At 69.5% G+C, this 16697-nt stretch carries 18 protein-coding genes; 5 read left to right on the top strand and 13 right to left on the bottom strand.

All coding sequences use genetic code 11. The features are described 5' to 3' along the window. Positions 1-12: 12 nt before the first annotated feature. Together I7X12_RS14880 and I7X12_RS14875 are read right to left on the bottom strand one after the other, a co-directional pair. Entirely contained in the window at positions 13-858 is an 846-nt protein-coding gene (locus I7X12_RS14880; RefSeq protein ID WP_198060842.1) for a CDP-alcohol phosphatidyltransferase family protein, read from the bottom strand. Next, the gene (locus tag I7X12_RS14875) at positions 855-2861 is read right to left on the bottom strand and encodes an aldo/keto reductase (RefSeq protein WP_198060841.1); all 2007 of its coding nucleotides are present in this window, start codon (positions 2859-2861) and stop codon (positions 855-857) included. The genes I7X12_RS14880 and I7X12_RS14875 overlap by 4 nt, the downstream gene beginning before the upstream one ends. Positions 2862-2932: 71 nt before the next feature. On the opposite strand from I7X12_RS14875, the gene I7X12_RS14870 reads away from it, so the two are divergent. Together I7X12_RS14870 and I7X12_RS14865 are read left to right on the top strand one after the other, a co-directional pair. Continuing rightward, on the top strand, positions 2933-4048 hold the full coding sequence (locus I7X12_RS14870; RefSeq protein WP_198060840.1) for a glycosyltransferase: 1116 nt from the start codon (positions 2933-2935) through the stop codon (positions 4046-4048). A 25-nt stretch (positions 4049-4073) separates the two neighbouring features. Then, positions 4074-4442 carry a DUF7475 family protein gene (locus I7X12_RS14865; RefSeq protein WP_198060839.1) on the top strand — a complete coding sequence of 123 codons (369 nt, stop codon included), beginning with the start codon at positions 4074-4076 and terminating at the stop codon, positions 4440-4442. Positions 4443-5080: 638 nt separating this feature from the next. Here the strand turns inward: I7X12_RS14865 and I7X12_RS14860 are convergent. From I7X12_RS14860 to I7X12_RS14835, 6 genes are all read right to left on the bottom strand, one after another. Next, the gene (locus I7X12_RS14860) at positions 5081-5344 is read right to left on the bottom strand and encodes a DUF7553 family protein (RefSeq protein WP_198060838.1); all 264 of its coding nucleotides are present in this window, start codon (positions 5342-5344) and stop codon (positions 5081-5083) included. Positions 5345-5369: 25 nt separating this feature from the next. Next, on the bottom strand, positions 5370-5702 hold the full coding sequence (locus I7X12_RS14855) for a hypothetical protein (protein ID WP_198060837.1): 333 nt from the start codon (positions 5700-5702) through the stop codon (positions 5370-5372). Positions 5703-5877: 175 nt separating this feature from the next. Next, the gene (locus I7X12_RS14850) at positions 5878-6516 is read right to left on the bottom strand and encodes an NAD(P)-dependent oxidoreductase (RefSeq protein ID WP_198060836.1); all 639 of its coding nucleotides are present in this window, start codon (positions 6514-6516) and stop codon (positions 5878-5880) included. A 250-nt stretch (positions 6517-6766) separates the two neighbouring features. Then, positions 6767-7327, bottom strand: coding sequence for an NAD(P)/FAD-dependent oxidoreductase (locus I7X12_RS14845; RefSeq protein ID WP_198060835.1), 561 nt, complete (start codon positions 7325-7327; stop codon positions 6767-6769). Positions 7328-7453: 126 nt separating this feature from the next. After that, on the bottom strand, positions 7454-7864 hold the full coding sequence (locus tag I7X12_RS14840; RefSeq protein WP_198060834.1) for a DoxX family protein: 411 nt from the start codon (positions 7862-7864) through the stop codon (positions 7454-7456). 1 nt (position 7865) lies between these two features. Beyond that, entirely contained in the window at positions 7866-8909 is a 1044-nt protein-coding gene (locus I7X12_RS14835; RefSeq protein WP_232342860.1) for a WD40/YVTN/BNR-like repeat-containing protein, read from the bottom strand. A 132-nt stretch (positions 8910-9041) separates the two neighbouring features. Here I7X12_RS14835 and I7X12_RS14830 point away from each other — a divergent pair, with 132 nt between their 5' ends. Continuing rightward, complete coding sequence (locus I7X12_RS14830; RefSeq protein ID WP_198060833.1) at positions 9042-10052, top strand: TatD family hydrolase; 1011 nt, start codon at positions 9042-9044, stop codon at positions 10050-10052. A 224-nt stretch (positions 10053-10276) separates the two neighbouring features. Further along, a complete protein-coding gene (locus I7X12_RS14825) occupies positions 10277-10792 on the top strand; it encodes a GNAT family N-acetyltransferase (RefSeq protein WP_198060832.1) in 516 nt (171 codons plus the stop codon). Between the two features lie 80 nt (positions 10793-10872). Here the strand turns inward: I7X12_RS14825 and I7X12_RS14820 are convergent, their stop codons facing one another. Both I7X12_RS14820 and I7X12_RS14815 read right to left on the bottom strand, forming a co-directional pair. After that, positions 10873-11757 carry a fumarylacetoacetate hydrolase family protein gene (locus tag I7X12_RS14820; RefSeq protein WP_198060831.1) on the bottom strand — a complete coding sequence of 295 codons (885 nt, stop codon included), beginning with the start codon at positions 11755-11757 and terminating at the stop codon, positions 10873-10875. A gap of 133 nt (positions 11758-11890) precedes the next feature. Continuing rightward, entirely contained in the window at positions 11891-13246 is a 1356-nt protein-coding gene (locus I7X12_RS14815) for an amidohydrolase family protein (RefSeq protein ID WP_198060830.1), read from the bottom strand. A gap of 157 nt (positions 13247-13403) precedes the next feature. Between I7X12_RS14815 and I7X12_RS14810 the strand changes: the two genes are divergently transcribed. Further along, the gene (locus I7X12_RS14810; RefSeq protein WP_232342859.1) at positions 13404-14102 is read left to right on the top strand and encodes a TetR/AcrR family transcriptional regulator; all 699 of its coding nucleotides are present in this window, start codon (positions 13404-13406) and stop codon (positions 14100-14102) included. An 11-nt stretch (positions 14103-14113) separates the two neighbouring features. Here the strand turns inward: I7X12_RS14810 and I7X12_RS14805 are convergent, their stop codons facing one another. The 3 genes from I7X12_RS14805 to I7X12_RS14795 form a co-directional block, all read right to left on the bottom strand. After that, a complete protein-coding gene (locus tag I7X12_RS14805; RefSeq protein WP_198060829.1) occupies positions 14114-15337 on the bottom strand; it encodes a CaiB/BaiF CoA transferase family protein in 1224 nt (407 codons plus the stop codon). A 94-nt stretch (positions 15338-15431) separates the two neighbouring features. Next, positions 15432-15902 (bottom strand): metal-dependent hydrolase, encoded by a 471-nt coding sequence (locus I7X12_RS14800; protein ID WP_198060828.1) that lies wholly within the window; start codon positions 15900-15902, stop codon positions 15432-15434. A gap of 24 nt (positions 15903-15926) precedes the next feature. Further along, positions 15927-16583: a phosphatase PAP2 family protein gene (locus I7X12_RS14795; RefSeq protein ID WP_198060827.1), complete on the bottom strand. Its 657-nt coding sequence runs from the start codon at positions 16581-16583 to the stop codon at positions 15927-15929. Positions 16584-16697: the final 114 nt, after the last annotated feature.

Raw genomic sequence — 16697 nt, 5'->3', positions numbered from 1 at the left:
CCGTCCCAGGCGTTACCGTTCGGGCTCGGCGCGCGAACCGACGTGTCCGGCGACGACGAGGTAGTCCCTGGCGAACACCGCCAGCGACGGCACCAGCACGACGACCGCGAGGGGACGGATCGTCGCGGCGGGAAGGACCGGCGCGAGCGCGAGCGTGATAAAAGCCATCTGCGTCCCGGCGAGCGGTCGGCGCAGTCGGCTCGGTGGGAGGTCGCGCAGCGAGTGACCGCGCTTTCGCCGCGCAGCGCAACCGGCCTTGTAGAGATAGCGGGCGGCCGACAGCGAGAGGTACCAGACCGGGAGCCGGCCCCACGCGACCGCGACGACGGGGGCGACGAGGAACCCGAGGGTGTCGAAGGCCATGTCGAGCCGAGCGCCGAGGACGGTCGTCCGGCCCCGACGGCGCGCGAGCGCGCCGTCGACGAGGTCGAGCAGGCAGTTCGCCCCGTAGCAGACCGCGGGCGCCCAGCGGACGGCGTCGGTCGGCTCGACGGCGACGAACCCGGCGAGGGCAGCGACGAGCCCGCCGCGGGCGAGCGTGACGCGGTTCGCGAGTCCGAGCGTCTCGTAACGGCGAACGGGCCCGTCGGCCCCGTCGTCGTCCGCTCCGTCGGTGTCGGGGCGGTTCGCGTCGAGGTGGCGACGGGGAAACCAGAGGACGAACGCCCCGACGCCGACGGCGGGCGCCGCCCACTGGAGGGCGACCGGGAGCGCGACGACGACCCCCCAGCGGGGGACGACGGTGTCGGTCGTGGCGAGTCCGTCCAGCCCGACGACGGCGAGGGCCAGCCCGACCGCGAACGCGACTGCCGCGGCGGTCCACTCCCGGCGGAGTCCCCTCGCGGCCGCCCCGCTCATCGCTCGAACTCCGTGTTTTCGAGCGTCGCCAGGCGTTCGCGGTCCGTGTCGGTCAGTTCGACGCGGGCGGCGGCAAGGTTCGCGACGACGTGGTCGGCGCGGTTGCTCGCCGGGATCGGGACGACGCCGCGGTCGACCTGCCACGCCAGCGCGACCTGTGCCGGCGTCGCTCCTCGCTCGTCGGCCACCTCGGCCAGCGCCGGTTCGTCCAGCAGCCCCGGCGCCGACAGCGGCGAGTGGGCTATCACCCGGATCCCGCGCTCGTGACACCACCGGACGAGGTCCGCCCGCGGCCGGTAGGGGTGCGCTTCGACCTGGACGACCGCCGGCAACACGTCCGCCGCGGCCGCGAGCCGCTCCAGTTGCTCGGTATCGACGTTGCAGACCCCCAGCGTCCGTGCCAGCCCCTGCTCGTGCAACCGCTCCATCCGCGCCCAAGTCTCGGTCAGGTCGGTGTCGGCCGTCTCCGGTTCGCCCCCGTCGTCGGTCGGGAACGTCAGCCGCTCCTGCTCGGCGGGGGGCTTCGCCGCGAGGTCACCGAGCGGTCCCTGGTAGGCCCAGGCGGTCGGCCAGTGGAGCATGTAGCAGTCGATGGCGTCGACGCCCAGGGCCGCCAGCGTCCCCTCGCAAGCCTCGGCGACGTGTTCGTGGTTGGTGTTCCAGACCTTGCTCGTCAGGAACAGCCCCCCGCGGTCCGGCGTTCCCGGCTGGGCGAGCAACTCCCCGATCCGAGATTCGTTACCGTACAGCTCCGCCGAGTCGAACAGCCGGTAGCCGGCGTCGAGCGCGGTCGCTATCGAGTCCACCCGGTCGACGTACTCCCCGTCGCGATAGCGCGAGCAGCCGAACCCGACCGGCGGGAGCCGGAGCGCCGCGTCCCGGCCGACTCGACCGTCGTCGCGGACCGCGCCGGACGATCGGCCGGCGCCGTCCGTCCCCACCGCCGGCCGAACCGGCGGCGCCGAGGGACGGGTCGGTTCGAGCCCCACGGCGTCGACGGCGATGGACTCGCCCCGCTCGACGGCGCGTTCGACGGCGTTGCAGACGGCGACGACGTGCGTCGCCCGTCGGGCGCTTCCGCGGGGGCGTCGACCGCGCTCGACGGCCGCCGCGAGCCGGGCCGGCCCATCGACGTACGGTCGCTCGCGCCGCGGGGCCGGGTGGGGCGCGTCGACGTAGGGGCGGCCCGATCCCCCGACGCGGACGGTGTCGGCCTCCGCGGCGAGCGCGCCGCTGTCGGCGAGATACAGCGAGCCATCGTCGCCGTGGAGCTCGAGGCTGTTGAACTCGCGGCTCCGGTGGGGCGCGTAGAGGCTGGCGGTCAGCCGCACCGTCGGCCCGCTCGCGAACGCCAGCGTCGCCTCGACGTGACTCTCCCGGTCGGGCTCGCGGCGCTCGCGGTCGGGCCAGGCGTCGAGCCCGTCGGCCGCGCGAACGCGCTCGACCGGACCGAACCACGACACGAGCAGGTTCAGCGGGTAGACGCCCCCGTCGTACAGCGGCCCGACCGACAGAAACGAGCCGGGCGCGTCGTGCCAGTCGGTCACGCGGCCGACGTGAGCGTGGGCGTAGCCGAGTCGAACGGGTCCGAGACGGCCGTCGCCGACCAATCCGGCGGCGTGTCGCTGGGCGTCACAGCGATGGTTGATCGGCGCACAGCCCAGGGCGAGACCGCGGCGCTCGGCGGTCGCGACCAGTTCGGTCGCCTCCGCGGCGTCGAGCGCGAGCGGTTTCTCGCCGAAGACGTGCCGGTCGGCCTCGAGGCACTGCTCCGTGACCCCCGCGTGGGCCCCGTGGCTCGTCAGGTTCACGACCAGCGGCGCGTCCTCGGCCGAAAGCAGCGCCGAGAGATCGGTGTAGGCGGTCGCGTCGTGGTCGTTCGCCAGCGCCTCGGCCCGCTCGGCGTCGAGGTCGCAGACCGCGGTCAGCGACAGCGGCGACGACGGGAGACCGTCGGCGTACTTCCGGGCGACCGCGCCGGCACCGACGAACGCACAGTCCATTGACGGTCGTTCGGCCGAACCCTCATAAACGCATGGGAGCGGTTATCCGGGGTGAGTCCCAACGGCGCGCTATGGCTCGGGTCGCGGTTCTCCACAACACGCTGGACTTCCAGGGCGGCGCCGACGCCGTCTGCCTCGCGACCTGCGAGGCGCTCGCGCCCGTCCACGACGTGACGCTTATCACGGTCTCGGAGACCGACCCGGCCGCGCTGGCCGACCGCTTCGGGTTCGACCTCGGAGGCGTGACCGTCCGACTACCGCCCGGTGCCCGCTCGGTCGCGGCGGCACTCTCGGCGGCCACTCCCCGAATCGGTCCGCAACTGGCCGCCCGGACCGTGCTGCTCCGGGCGGACTTCGAGCGGGTCGCCGACCGGTTCGACTGCGCGGTGAGCACGGCCAACGAACTCGCACTGTCGATCCCCTCCGTGCAGTACGTCCACTACCCCCAGTTCCACCTCGACAGATTGCCCGACGGCGACCCCGGGCGACTGAACGGCCTGTGGAGCCGCCTCGCGGCGCCGACGCGCGAGGCGCTGGCCGGCGACGACGTGACGCTGCTCGCAAACTCGTCGTGGACCGCCGACGTGGTCGCCGACGGCTACGGCGTCCGCCCCTCGGTCGTCCACCCACCGGTCGACCCCGTCTACTGCGACCGGCCGTGGACCGGCCGCGAGTCGGGTATCGTCGCCGTCGGGCGACTGGCGCCGGACAAACGGCTCCTCGACGCGGTCCGGATCGTCGACGGTGTCCGCGAGCGCGGCCACGACTGCCACCTTCACATCGTCGGGTCCGCGCCGCGAGCGTATCGGGACTACGCCGACCGCGTCGCGGCCGCCGCCGAGTCCCGTCCCTACGTCGCCCTCGAACGCGACGTCTCACGCGACCGCCTCGAACGCCTGCTGTGCACCCACCGCTACGGCCTGAACACCAAGCCCGAGGAGCACTTCGGGATGTCCGTCGCCGAATACGTCGCCGCGGGCATGGTCGCGTTCGCTCCGGACAGCGGCGGCCAGCGCGACGTGCTCGACGGCCGCGATGACCGCCTGTTCGGCTCGGTGGCAGAGGCGGTCGACCTGCTGAGCCACGCCGTCGAGACCGACGCGCGGCCGACCCTCGCCCGCGACCGCTTCGCCCGCGACCGCTTCGCCGACGCCGTCCGCGCGGCGGTCGCCCGGACCGTGGATTGATTAGGGCCCTGTCCTATTGGCCGTCATGGCAACCGATACCGCATCCGGAGCCGCGGTCGAGGAGGAATCGCTCTCGGCGCTCCACTTCGCGGGCATCTCCCTGGCCGTCGTCTCGGGCCTGCTCCACCTCTACCTCGGGGTGCTGTTCGTCGGCGACCCGCTCGGCTGGTCGTTCCTCTTCGCCGGCGTCGGCTTCCTCGCGGGCTCGGCCGCCGTCGCCGCGAACTACCGCCGCCCGCTCGTCTACCTCCTCGGCATCCCCTTCACGCTGGGCCAGGTCGTCGCCTGGTACGCCGTCAACGCCCCGAACTTCTCGGCGCTGGGGTTCGTCGACAAGACCGCACAGCTCGGCCTCGTCGCCCTGCTCGTGATCCTCTATCGGCGCGAGGCCTGAGCGAACGCATTCCCAACCGTTCGTCGTGTACGCTCTTCGCCCACCGTGACCCGACAGTGTTCGGTGTGCGTGCTTGTCGAGCATGAGTTGCAACAGATCGTACCGTGAAAGAAACGCAAACAACCGCGACCGCAGTCGACGGCAAGCGATGAAAGCCCTCGACGCGCTCGCGGTCGCCGAGGCGGGATATCCGCGCTCTCGGCACCGCCCGCGCGGATAGTGCCCGCTCAGACGACTAAACTGAACGCGAGCGCGCCTCGCCCTTTCAGTCCACCAGGGACAGCACCGCACCCGCCCCGAACAGCAACCGCAGACGGCCACGAGCCTCCCCAGCCGATTCGCTCACTCCGTTCGCTCATCCCTCGCACGGTGCTGGCGCGTCTGGCGAGATCGAAGCTCTCGCTAACCCTCGTTCGCTGCGCTCACGAGAAAGACGAGACTCGCGACAGCGCGCGCCACGGTGGATTGCTACCCCTCTCACCTACACTGAGCATCCGCGCGAACGCAGTGAGCGCGGTTCACCGCGAGCGCGCCTTTGGCGCGCTCGCGGCATTTTTCACCCATGTTTTTGCGGACGGGGTTCCCCGCAGGCGCGCCTCCGGCGCGCCGAGGAAACCCTGTCCGCAAAAAGATGGTCGTTAGACGCCCTCGACGGTCTCGCGGAAGGCGACGACCGACTCGTGGGCCGACTGAACCTGCTCGGTCACGTCCGAGTCTTCGAGGTCGTTGAGCGCGTTCTCGATGCGAGCGAGGCGACCGTGGTCGGGGTCGCGGTCCTGGGTCGCCAGCGAGTCGAGCTGGTCGGCGAGACCGCCGAGTCGCTCGGCCGCGTCGTCGTCGCTCGTCTCGTCGGCAGCCGATTCGATGGTGTCGCTCGCGTCCGCGAGGTTCTGGCGTGTCATGCTCGACGCTTCACAGGTCCCCCTCCTAATCCTTGCGGAGACCACGCGGTGACCGCCGCTCGTCGGCCTCGCGGTGCCGTTCGGCCTCGACGTGGAAGGCGAAGAACCCGAGGAAGAACGTACAGAGCGCGACCGGGAGCCACATCGCGGTGAAGACGTCCACGACGGGGCGGATCTGGTCCAGACCCGCCTGCGGGACGCCGGGCACGGTCCCGTGGAGCGACCAGGCCAGCGACTGGAGCGCGCTCATCAGCCAGAAGCGGTTGGTCTCGGCGAGTATCCAGACCGCGAGTGCGATCAGCGTCGCGGCCTGCCAGAACTCCCAATCGCTCGGCAGCCGTCGGGGGAAGGAGGGCATCTGTTGGCGTGACTATCGCTTGGGAGAACGACGGAATCAGTCTTGTGGCCGCGAGGCCGCGACCGAAAGCGGGGGGGTACCGGTGTTCTCGCGGGCGACGCGGGACCGCCGTGCCAGCAGAAGCCCGAGTCGGGGGAACGAAAGCGTGTGACCGCGAACGGACGAGCCCCGTTCGTCAGTAACCGACGCCGAGGTGGGTGTGGACCTCGTCGGCGGCTTCGAGTTCGTCGGCGACGGCGATGGCGTAGTCCTCGCAGGTGATGTACGAATCGCCCTCGTCGTCGACGACGAGTTCGCCTTCGGCGGTGCGGTAGTCACCGGTGCGCTCGCCGGGCTCGATGATGCCCGGCGGGGCGAGGTACGACCATTCGACGTCGTCGGCCTCGCGAACGACTTCGAAGGCGTCGATGTGGGCCTGGGCGAGCGGGACGAGTTCGTCCGGGAAGTCCTCGGTCTCGATGAACTGGGTGTCCTCGGCGACGTAGAGGCTGCCCGCGCCGCCGACCCACAGCAGGCGGTCGGTCTCGCTCTCGCGGAGGCCGTCCAGAATCGCGTCGGCCATCTCGACGAGGATGTCGAGGTCGGCGTCTTCGGACGGACCGAGCGCGGAGATCACGGCGTCGTGGTCGGCCGCGGCGTCGGCGACCGCGTCGGCGTCGGTCGCGTCGAGCGCGAGTGTCGCGAAGTTCTCGCCCTCGACGCCGTCGACGTCGCCGCTGCGTGAGGTGCCCGTGACCGCGTGGCCGCGGTCGAGGAGTTCGTCTGCGATACGCTGTCCGATCATGCCGCTCGCACCGAGTAGGAGTACGTTCATTGGTGGTGTCTTCGTGACTCGCGTCACGCGTCACTCACACCGATGGACGCCACCCTCATAGGCGCTCGCGGACCCGAGCGTAATCGGGGGACGCGAGTGTAACCGGCCGATCTCGGGTCGCGACCGGCGACGCGTCGTTCCGGTCCCGTCCGGTCCCGTATTGGTGCGGTCGCTCCGCTCGGTGACGGCGTATCGGGAGTTCGACGGCGATACCGCATCGGCAGGAACGAGGGGTCGGTGGTCGGCCCGATTACAGGTCGGGCACGTCGGCGGGCATGTCGAAGTCGTGGTAGTACTCGCCTTTCTCCTTCGAGAGGATGTCCAGCACCGCGGCGGCGCCGTCGCCGGCAGCGATGACGGCCTGCCACTTCTCGGCGCGGCCCATCGCGCCGGTGGCGTAGACGCCCTCGACGGAGGTCTCCATGTCGACGGTCACGTCGACGACGTCCTCGTCGGTGAACTCGCAACCGAGATCCTCGGCCAGCTCGCGGTCACCGCCGGTCGCGAGGACGACGTAGTCGGCGTCGTACTCCTCGTCGTCGGTGTGGACGGCGAAGCCGTCGCCGTCCTGCTCGACGGCCGTCACCTCGGCGTCTTCGAGGTCGGCGCCGCGGTCCTCGGTCTGGCCGCGCGTGACCTCCAGGAACTCGTCGCCGCTGATCGACCGGATAGCGGGGTAGTTGAACAGGTGGGCCTTGTGCATCCACGACTCGTCGGTGTCGAAGACGACGGTGTCGAGGTCGTTTTTCGCCGCGTACAGTCCTGCGCTCAGGCCGGCGGGGCCGCCGCCGACGACTGCTACGTCTACCATACCCGTCTCTGACGGCCGCCCCGGGATAGGTTTTACTCTTCGGTAAAAGCGGGCAACAACGGCCGGTTCCGCCGGGGACCGGTCGAAACGGTCGAAAGCGGTCGTGCGGGAGGGTCCGAGCGGCCGTTACCCCTCGCGTTGCTGGCGGTCGGCGGCGTCGAGGAGGACGACGGCGCCGCCGAGCAGGGCGAGGTTCTTGCAGAAGTTGATCTTGTTGCCCTGGCGCTCCTCGCCCTCCATCGTCCAGTAGTTGTGGATGACGGGCGTGGTCCCGAGGAAGAAGACGACCAGCGCGCCGGCCGACGCACGGGGGTACTTCCAGAACGCGATGCCGAGGTTGGCGACGAACAGCATCCCCGTGACGAACGGGACCATCACGTCGGGCATCGGCACGCCGCTGTCGGCGGCGGCCTCGACGCGCTTGTCGTTGTGCTTGAAGCCGTCCAGCGCCATGTAGGCGAGGACGCCACTGTACAGCAGGCGGCCCAGTGGGGAGGGCGCCTCGGCGGTCGCGGCGGGAGCGTCCGCGTCCCTCATCTCAGATCGCCTCGATCCGGCTGACGTTGGCGTCGACGCGACCGACGGTCTCGTACTCGCCACCGTCGGTGCGCCGCATGATGCGACCGCGCACGTCGTCGCGGGCGTCGGGCACGTCGAACAGTCCCGACCCGCAGACGACGTCCCCGTCGTGGACCGCCCAGTCCTCGATCACCTGGTGAGGTTCGCCGGGGAACTCCACCCGCTCGAAGTCCCGGCCGAAGTTGGTCGATTCGAACAGCGCGACGCCGTGCTCGTCGTTCACCCACGCGGGCGGGGCCTCCTCCCCGCCACAGAAGAACACGCGGCCGTCGTGGACGAACACGCGCCGGATGTACGAGAAGTCGTTCCCGCGGTCGAGCCGGTCCCACGACTCGCCGGCGTCGACCGTCCGCCAGAGCCCGCCCTCGCCGACCGCGTGACCCAGCCCCAGGTTCTCCAGATCGTGGTCGAGATAGCCCGTCGTCGCCAGCCACACGTCCTCGGAGATCGGACGGATCTGGTGGACGTCGTCGACGATGGTATCCCGCCTGTCTGTCCAGGTCTGCCCCCCGTCGTCACTGAGGTGGATCCCGCCGGCCTCGACCCCGGCGATCAGTCGTTCCGGTCGACCGGGGACCTGCTCCAGCGCCCGCAGTCGAGCGTAGTGGGGGTCGATCGGCGACTCCCAGTGACCCCGCGACGGGAGGTCTCGAAACCCCTTCAGCTCCGACCACGTCTCGCCCTCGTCGGTCGAACGGAAGACGTAGGGGTCGTTCGTCCCGGCGTACAGCGCGTCGTCGGTCCCGAGGATCGACCACACCTCGCTCGTCCCGGCGTGCCAGAAGCGGTCGCCGATGGGGACGCCCAGGTCCTCCCAGGAGTCACCGCCGTCGGTCGACCGGTAGGCTCCCTCCGAGGCGGCGACGAACACGCCCTCGAACGCGTCGAAGGTCTTCACCGCCGTTACGACGCCGCAGTCGAGCACCCGCTCGACCTCGCCGTCCGCGAACGGCAACTCCTCCACCCGGTGCAGTCCCGCGTCTGTCCCGATCAACAATGTCATACAGTATCACAGAAGGATCGGCCGCTCATAAAGGTTTACCAGGCTGTAAAACGCTAAGTGCGAGGCGAGCGAAGGGGAGTCAGAGCGGTTCCGGCGCGGTGACGCGTCGCCGGACGACGCCGAACGATACCTATGACACGACCACAACCCACCAGACGGCCGACCGACGCGACGTATCTCGACGACGCCGACCGGGTCGACCCGCCGACCGAACTGCTGAACATCCCCTGGATCGACGCGCACAACCACGCCCACACGCTCTCGTGGGCCGACCGCGAACGGTACGCGCTGTCGGGCTGCGAGGGGATGATCATGGTCTCCTCTGGGTATCACTGGACCCCCTACAAACCGGTACGAGCCGAGGATATCCGGTATCTCTGGGACGACGCCGTCAACCGCCGGGCCGCAATCGAGCGCGACCACTTCTTCGAGGCGAAACTCGGCCTCGGGATCCACACCGGCGTCCGCATCGAGAACCCCGACGACCTGCTCGACGCGATGGCCGACTACTGCGAACTCGACGAGGTCGTCACCATCGGCGAGACCGGCGTCACGCCCGCCCAGCACGCCGAAGCCTGGGATCTGGACGAGCAACGCGCCGTCGTCGAGGCACAGATGGCGCTCGCGGCGGACCACGACCTCCCGGTCATCCTCCACACGCCCAACACCGGGACCGACTCGAAGCGGGAGTACGTCCGGCCGCCCGGCGGGACGCCGGGGTACGAGAAGAACACCGGACTGGGTCAGGAGCCCGTCATCACGGGCGAGAACCCCCATCTTGAGGCGGTGAAGATCGACGTTGCGGCCGCGAACGACGCCGGGCTCCCGGAGGAGCGCGTCGTCGCCTCCCACGCCGACCCGAACAACATCGAGTACGTCATGGAGGAGACCGACTGCTACGCGAGTTTCACCATCGGCCACTCCTGGCTGGTCGGCGTCGACGCCGCCGACGTGGCGAACGCCATCGACCGGTGGGGCCCCGACCGGATCATGGTCGACACCGACTGCGCGAACGTTCTCAGAACGGATCCGTTCGCGCTCAAGCGGGCGATCTTCGAGCTGTACCGCTACGGGATCGACCCCGCCGACATCCGGCAGGTCGTGTGGGAGAACCCGCGCGACGTGTTCGGGATCGGTGAGTGATCGGACGACCGGATCTGTCACGACTCTCGGCCGTCGATAGCTCGTCGAGCCCTTGCGGAATGCGACCCGCGGAGACGCGGTCGGCTCGCCCGACTTGCTCCGAACGTCCGCCGCGTTTCGATCCACGCTGCAACTGGATTCGTGGGCCGCCCCTGAGCGGCTCGGTACCGACAGGACAGATCCGTTCTTGTCGCGCGGACTCGTCTGTGAACGCGGGACCGTCCATGGAGATACGACCCTACACTCGCAGTGACGCCGACCCAGTCTCCGAGGTACATCGACGCGCGTTCGACGGGAGAGACGACGAGTCACGCATCGTACGGCGAGTGCACGACGCCGACGAAGCCGTCGTCTCACTCGTCGCGGTCGAAAACGACCGGATAGTCGGACATATCCTCTTTTCGCCGGTGTCTGTCGACGGACCGAACGGTACTGCTACCCTCGTGGGGCTAGCACCGGTCGGCGTCCTCCCGGACCACCAGAACCGGGGAGTCGGCTCGTCGCTGGTCGAGCGGGGCTTGGCGGAGTGTCGCGACGCCGGTGTCGACGCCGTGGTCGTGCTGGGCGACCCGGGGTACTACGCTCGCTTCGGCTTCGAACGGGCCAGCGAGCACGGGCTCGGTAACGAGTACGGCGCCGACGAAGCCTTCATGGCCAAATCGCTACGCGAAGGGGCGCTCGACGACGTGAGCGGGACCGTCGCGTATCGACCCGAATTCCGGGAGATCGATGGGTCGTAGCGTCGTCGACGTCTCCCTTCGTGACCTCCGCTCGCTGAACGAGAGGCACGCGTCACGGGTCGAAGACCCGACAGCCCGTCTCAGTCCAGATACGCGAAGTCGTTCGTCAACTCGCCCAGCCCTTCGACGCCGACGGTCACCTCGTCGCCTTCCTCCAGCAGGACGGGCGGTTCGCGGTAGACGCCGACGCCCGGGGGCGTCCCCGTAAAGAGCAGGTCGCCGGGCTCGAGCGTGAACGCCTGGCTGCAAAAGGAGACCAGTTCGTCGACGCCGAAGATGAACTCCTCGGTCGAGGAGTCCTGCAGGCGCTCGCCGTTGACCTCCGTCCAGATGTCCAAGTCGTGGGGGTCCTCGACCTCGCCGGTCGTGACCAGATCGGGGCCGATGGGCGCGAAGCCGTCGAGGCTCTTGCCGCGGATCCACTGGCCGTCGCCGTGCTGCAGATCCCGGGCCGACACGTCGTTACCGACCGTGAAGCCGGCGACGTGGTCCATCGCCTCGTCGGGGTCGACGCGGCGCGTCTCCTCGCCGATGACGACGACGAGCTCGGCCTCGTAGTCGACCTTCTCGGTCAGGTCGGGGTCCCAGCGAACGGTGTTGCCGGGGCCGTTGACCGTCGTCGGGAACTTCGAGAACAGCACCGGGGTGTCGGGGATCGGATTGCCGCCCTCCTCGGCGTGGTCGCGGTAGTTGAGCCCGACGCAGACGACCTTCTCCGGGTCTGTCACGGGGGCGTGGCGGTCCAGGTCGTCGGCGTCGTGCAGACCCTCGCCCGTCTCGACGGCGTGCTCGACCGCGAGGTCGGCCTTGCGCTCCCACTCCCAGGTCGCCAGCAGTTCGCCGGTCGTCCGCGGGATGTCGACGCCCGCGGCCGCGCCGGCCTCGGGCAGGGCGACGACGCCCTCGTCGGTCTCGATGCCACACCACGGCAGTTCGCCGTCCGCGCTGTATTGTCCTACTCTCATGGTCGTGTCGCGATCGGGGGTCGCACCGCAAAGTCGGGTCGGTTCGCCGTCGGGGCGGTCGCTGCAGTCTCGGCGGGGGACGCCGCTCTCGTCTCGGCGGGGGACGCCACCGCGGTCGCGCAGGCGTTCCCGGTCACAGGTCGATGCCGGCCTCGTCGAGCAGCCGGTGACCCGATTCGACGAAGCGGTCGAACTCGTCGTCGACGAGGGGGTTCGTGAGCGCGCCGTTGCGCTTGACGACTTCGCCGTCGACCAGCACGGTGTCGATGTGGGAGGGGTCGGCCTGGAAGACGACGGTCTGGACCGGGTCGTGGTTCGGCGCGGTCACGAAGTCGTTCGCCCGGATCAGCTGGATGTCCGCCCGCTTGCCCGGCGTCAGGGTGCCGATCTCGTCGTCCATCCCCAGGGCCTTCGCGCCCTCGATGGTGGCCATCTCCAGGGTGTCCCGGCAGGAGATGCTCACCTCGTCGACCTCCTCGTCGCCTTCGAGGACCGCCTGGTTGTCGAACATGCGCTGGAGCTGGAGGCCGATTCGCATCTGGCTCCCCATGTCGCCGCTGACGGCCGAACAGACGTCGACGCCCCACGTCGGCCGACCGCCCGCGTCGAGAACCTTGCCGGTGACGGGGATGCCGTGGCCCATCTGCATCTCGACCTCCGGCGTCGATGAGAACGAGACGCCCTGTTCGACGGCGTGGTCGATGTCCTCCTGGGAGAAGTGGTTGCCGTGGGCGACGTTCACGTCGGGGCCGAGCACGCTCTCCAGACAGCCAAAGCCCTGGTAGTCGCCGCCGTACTCCGACGACGGCCACAGCGCGGCACCCATGTGTATCGTCGCGATGGCGCCCATATCGCGGGCCAGTTCCAGATCTGAACGGGCGGTCTCGTCGACGCAGAAGTCCGGGCCGCGGAGCCCGATCCCCAGATCGAGCAGGTCGTCGTCACCGATCTGTTCGTCGTAGAGCGTCCGGATGTTCTCCTCCGGGAGCCCCACGTCGCTCTCGTACCACCACTTGGCGGAGTCGTCGCCCGGCGGCCCGTAGGTGTACACCGTGCGCAGCCCGGCGTCCTTGAGCGCGTCGACCGCCCGCTCGCCGTGTTCGAGCGTGTTTGGATACGACCAGTCCAACGCCGTCGTCGTCCCCGTGTGGAGCTTCTCGAAGGCGCCGAACAGGCCGCCCAGATACATGTCCTCGGGCCGGTACAGACCGGTGATGTTGCCGAGCATGTGCTCGAAGTACTCGCCCATCAGCGACCAGTCCCCGGCGATACCCCGTACCTGGGTCTGGGCGAGGTGGATGTGCGAATCGACGAACCCGGGGAGGACGATGTGGTCGCTGGCGTCGATCACCTCGGCGTTCGAGGCCGACAGACCGCGCCCGATCTCGACGATCTCGCCGTCCTCGACGAGCACGTCCGCCTCGTCGTACTGGCCCACCTCCGGATCCAGGGACACCACCGTCCCATTCCGAACGATCTTTCGTGTCATGTTCACCCGTACCGTTCGACCGAGCGGCCATAAGTTTACCGGGCAGTAAGACCGCGCGGTAAGACGGGCCGGCCCGGCGGGGGAACGACGGGGCGACCGCACGGCCGGCGTTGCGTCGAACCATCAATATAAATACGGGAGTGGATAGAGTGGAGGTATGGGCAGCACAGAGGAGGCGGTCGGGTCGAAGGACACGCGGGAGGTCATCATGGAGGCGACGTTTCGTGCGCTGAGCGAGCACGGCTACAGCGACCTCCGGATGCGCGATATCGGCGAAGAGATGGATCTGACCCGGCAGGTCATCCACTACCACTTCGACGGGAAGTACGACCTGATGTCGTCGTTCCTGGAGTACGTCATCGACCAGTACGAGGGCAGCGTCGAGGTCGACGCCGACACCGACCCACGGACCGAACTCGACGCGCGGGTCGAACAGTGCCTGTTCGGGCCGGAGTTCGAGGACTTTTCGCACTGGGACCGCATGAAGGTGTACCACGAGCTGTACGCCCACGCCCAGAACGACGAGCGCCACCGAGAGCTGTTCAACGAGCACTACGAGCGCATCAGGGGCAGTATCGTCGAGGTCGTCGACGAGGGGATCGACGAGGGCGTCTTCCGCGAGGTCGACCCCGAGCTGGTCGGTCAGCTCATCACCGACGCTATCCACGCCGCCCGCGGCCGTCGCATCTCTCTCGGCCACGACGACGCCCCGGAACAGGCTCGCCGCGCCGTCGACGAGTACATCGTCGCGTCGCTGCTGGCCGACGGCGAGCCCCTCGAAGACTCCGACGCCGCTACCGACACCGCCCCGACGACCGGCTCCGAATCCGACGCCCTCGACGCCGCCGAGGACTGATCCCACCGTCTCTACCCGCCGTCTCCGCCCTCGTCCGCGCCGAACACACCCATCGCTTCCAGTTCGTCCACCCGCTCCTCGCTGTACCCCAACTCGCGGAACACCTCGCGGTTGTGTTCGCCGAGCAGCGGCGGCGGCAGCTCGAACCCGCTGTCGACGGTCTCGAACTTCAGCGGGTGTTCGACCACCGGAACCGCCCCGATCTCCGGGTGTTCGATCTCGCCGATCGCCCCGCGGGCCTCGACCTGCGGGTTGGTCAGCGCCTCCTCGACGCTGTAGACCGGCCCCGCGGGGACGCCGTTGTCCTCCGCGATGATCTCGATCCACTCCTCGGTCGACCGCTCGGCGAGCGTCGACTCGATCTCGGCCTCCAGCTCGTCCTGGTGTTCGACCCGGTCGCTGTTCTGGTCGAACCGCTCGTCGTCGACGAGATCGGGGCGGTCGATCGCCTCGCAGAGCTCGCCCCAAAGCTTCTCGTTGAGGATACAGATGTTGATGTAGCCGTCGCCCGTCTCGAAGGTCTGGTAGGGGGCGAGGACGGGATCTTTCGTCCCCATCCGCCGCGGCGTCTCGTCGGCGAACACCTGGCCAGCCTGCTTCGTGAGCCACGGCAGCACCGACTCCAACATGCCGAGGTCGATGTACTCGCCCTCGCCGGTCAGCTCCCGGCGATAGAGCGCCGAAGTCGCGCCGAAGGCGGCCCACATCGCGGTGATCAGGTCGGTCATCGGCAGGCCGACCTTCACCGGCTGGCGGCCCTCTTCGCCGGTCACGTCCATGATCCCGCCCATCCCCTGGATCAGCAGGTCGTAGCCCGACCGCTCGCGCCAGGGCCCGGTCTGGCCGAACGCCGAGATGGCGAGGTAGATCAACTCGTCGTTGTGCTCGCTGAGGGTGTCGTAGTCGACGCCGAGGCGCTCGGCGGTCCCCGGTCGGAAGTTCTGGACGAAGACGTCTGTCTCCGCGATCAGGTCGTACAGCGCGTCGAGCGCCGCGTCGTTTTTCAGGTCGAGTTCGACGCTGCGCTTGCCGTAGTTGACCGTCCAGTAGTACGGCGACTCGCCCTCGATAAAGGGCGGCCCCGTGTGGCGGATCGCGTCGCCGTACCCGGGTTGTTCGACCTTCACCACGTCGGCGCCCAGGTTCGCCAGCATCGACGAGGAGAACCCGCCCGTCACGAACGTCGAGAGGTCGACGACCGTGACACCGTCCAGAATCTTGCCATCGGCTGCCATACCCGCCGTTGGGTTTACCGAGTGGTAAAACTACCGCCGGTGCCGACCGGTCCCGCCGACGGGGTAGCAGGGAGCCACGGGCGGACAGCGGCGTTCACGCTCGATTCAGCAGCGACCGCCCGGCGCGCCGTTCCCGGACGGCGAGCCCGGCCAGCGCGAGCCAGAAGGCCACCTCCAGGAAGAACGAGGGCGACCAGAGGTAGTAGCGGAAGAAGGCGCCGGGCGGCAGCGCGAGCGGGTCCGGCGGGACGGCCATCGGCCAGACGAGAAAGAGCGCGTCGGTGGGGCGGCCGTTGATCACGATGTGGAAGGCGTCGAGGAAGAGATGCGACGCCCAGCCGACGGCGACCGCGAGGCCGGCCCGACCGGTCAGCGCGACGGCGACCGCCAGCGGCGCCAGCAGCGCGGTGTGGCCGACGGTGTGGTAGAGGTCGACGAGGCCCAGCGTCCCCAGCGGCTTGTCCACGAGGTCGGGCAGCGCCGCCCCGGCGACCAGCCACGTCGGTGCCAGCCGGGCGTACCGCCCCACCAGCGCGGCCGCCGCCAGGTGCGTCAAGAAGTACACGCCCGCTCTACGGACTACCGGCTCCTAATGGTTGCCGGCGAATCCGGGCGGCAACCGGTCGCCGAATCGGTCGAGGACGACGAGCGCGAGCGCGAACCCACCGACACCGATAGCGACGCCCGCCACGGTGTCGCTGAGGTAGTGGGTGCCGAGGTAGATCCGCGAGACCGCCACCAGCGCGGCCAGTCCCGTGACGACCGCGAACGGCAACACCGCCGAGCGACGCGCGACCAGCGCGTACACCGTCGCCGCGGCGGCGTGGCCCGACGGAAACGAGTGGGGTGCCATCCCGGTGTCACCAGTCATACAGACCGGACTCGGCGGGAAGGGTCGCTGGACCGCGCCCATGAGCGTCACGACGACGATACCCGTCGGTACCAGCGCGACGCCCGCCAGCGCGAACTCGCGCTTCCAACCCGCCAGGTAGAACAGGCCCAGTAGCACCGCGACACTGGCCGCCGACCCGATCCCGGTGACCGAGGTCATGAACTTCGTCAGTAACGGTCGTCGGACCGCCAGCACCAGGTCGACGGCGGCTCGGTCGACCGCCAGCACGGCGTCGAGCCCGTCGGCGGCCAGTTGCTGGCCGACGGGTATCGCGAGCCCGTCCGTCGCGTCCGAGCGACCGCCACGAGTGACGACCGGCCCGATCCGTCCGAAGACTGTAGAGAGCGCTGTCATGAATTGGAGTGTGGTGCTCGACCTCGACCCGGCGGGCCGGCGCGGACTCGCACGACGGACCCAACGGCCGGTGACACTTCGACCTGCCTATCTTCCGCCCGTCGTCTCGCTCGC

The organism is Halosimplex litoreum, from assembly GCF_016065055.1.
GTDB lineage: Archaea > Halobacteriota > Halobacteria > Halobacteriales > Haloarculaceae > Halosimplex > Halosimplex litoreum.
Note: the sequence above shows the minus strand (reverse complement) of the source record. Positions and strands in the feature narration are given on the sequence as shown.

Coding starts and splice junctions, on each gene's coding strand:
- I7X12_RS14880 (WP_198060842.1), bottom strand. CDS start 858: ATGAGCGGGGCGGCCGCGAGGGGACTCCGCCGGGAGTGGACCGCCGCG.
- I7X12_RS14875 (WP_198060841.1), bottom strand. CDS start 2,861: ATGGACTGTGCGTTCGTCGGTGCCGGCGCGGTCGCCCGGAAGTACGCC.
- I7X12_RS14870 (WP_198060840.1), top strand. CDS start 2,933: ATGGCTCGGGTCGCGGTTCTCCACAACACGCTGGACTTCCAGGGCGGC.
- I7X12_RS14865 (WP_198060839.1), top strand. CDS start 4,074: ATGGCAACCGATACCGCATCCGGAGCCGCGGTCGAGGAGGAATCGCTC.
- I7X12_RS14860 (WP_198060838.1), bottom strand. CDS start 5,344: ATGACACGCCAGAACCTCGCGGACGCGAGCGACACCATCGAATCGGCT.
- I7X12_RS14855 (WP_198060837.1), bottom strand. CDS start 5,702: ATGCCCTCCTTCCCCCGACGGCTGCCGAGCGATTGGGAGTTCTGGCAG.
- I7X12_RS14850 (WP_198060836.1), bottom strand. CDS start 6,516: ATGAACGTACTCCTACTCGGTGCGAGCGGCATGATCGGACAGCGTATC.
- I7X12_RS14845 (WP_198060835.1), bottom strand. CDS start 7,327: ATGGTAGACGTAGCAGTCGTCGGCGGCGGCCCCGCCGGCCTGAGCGCA.
- I7X12_RS14840 (WP_198060834.1), bottom strand. CDS start 7,864: ATGAGGGACGCGGACGCTCCCGCCGCGACCGCCGAGGCGCCCTCCCCA.
- I7X12_RS14835 (WP_232342860.1), bottom strand. CDS start 8,909: ATGACATTGTTGATCGGGACAGACGCGGGACTGCACCGGGTGGAGGAG.
- I7X12_RS14830 (WP_198060833.1), top strand. CDS start 9,042: ATGACACGACCACAACCCACCAGACGGCCGACCGACGCGACGTATCTC.
- I7X12_RS14825 (WP_198060832.1), top strand. CDS start 10,277: ATGGAGATACGACCCTACACTCGCAGTGACGCCGACCCAGTCTCCGAG.
- I7X12_RS14820 (WP_198060831.1), bottom strand. CDS start 11,757: ATGAGAGTAGGACAATACAGCGCGGACGGCGAACTGCCGTGGTGTGGC.
- I7X12_RS14815 (WP_198060830.1), bottom strand. CDS start 13,246: ATGACACGAAAGATCGTTCGGAATGGGACGGTGGTGTCCCTGGATCCG.
- I7X12_RS14810 (WP_232342859.1), top strand. CDS start 13,404: ATGGGCAGCACAGAGGAGGCGGTCGGGTCGAAGGACACGCGGGAGGTC.
- I7X12_RS14805 (WP_198060829.1), bottom strand. CDS start 15,337: ATGGCAGCCGATGGCAAGATTCTGGACGGTGTCACGGTCGTCGACCTC.
- I7X12_RS14795 (WP_198060827.1), bottom strand. CDS start 16,583: ATGACAGCGCTCTCTACAGTCTTCGGACGGATCGGGCCGGTCGTCACT.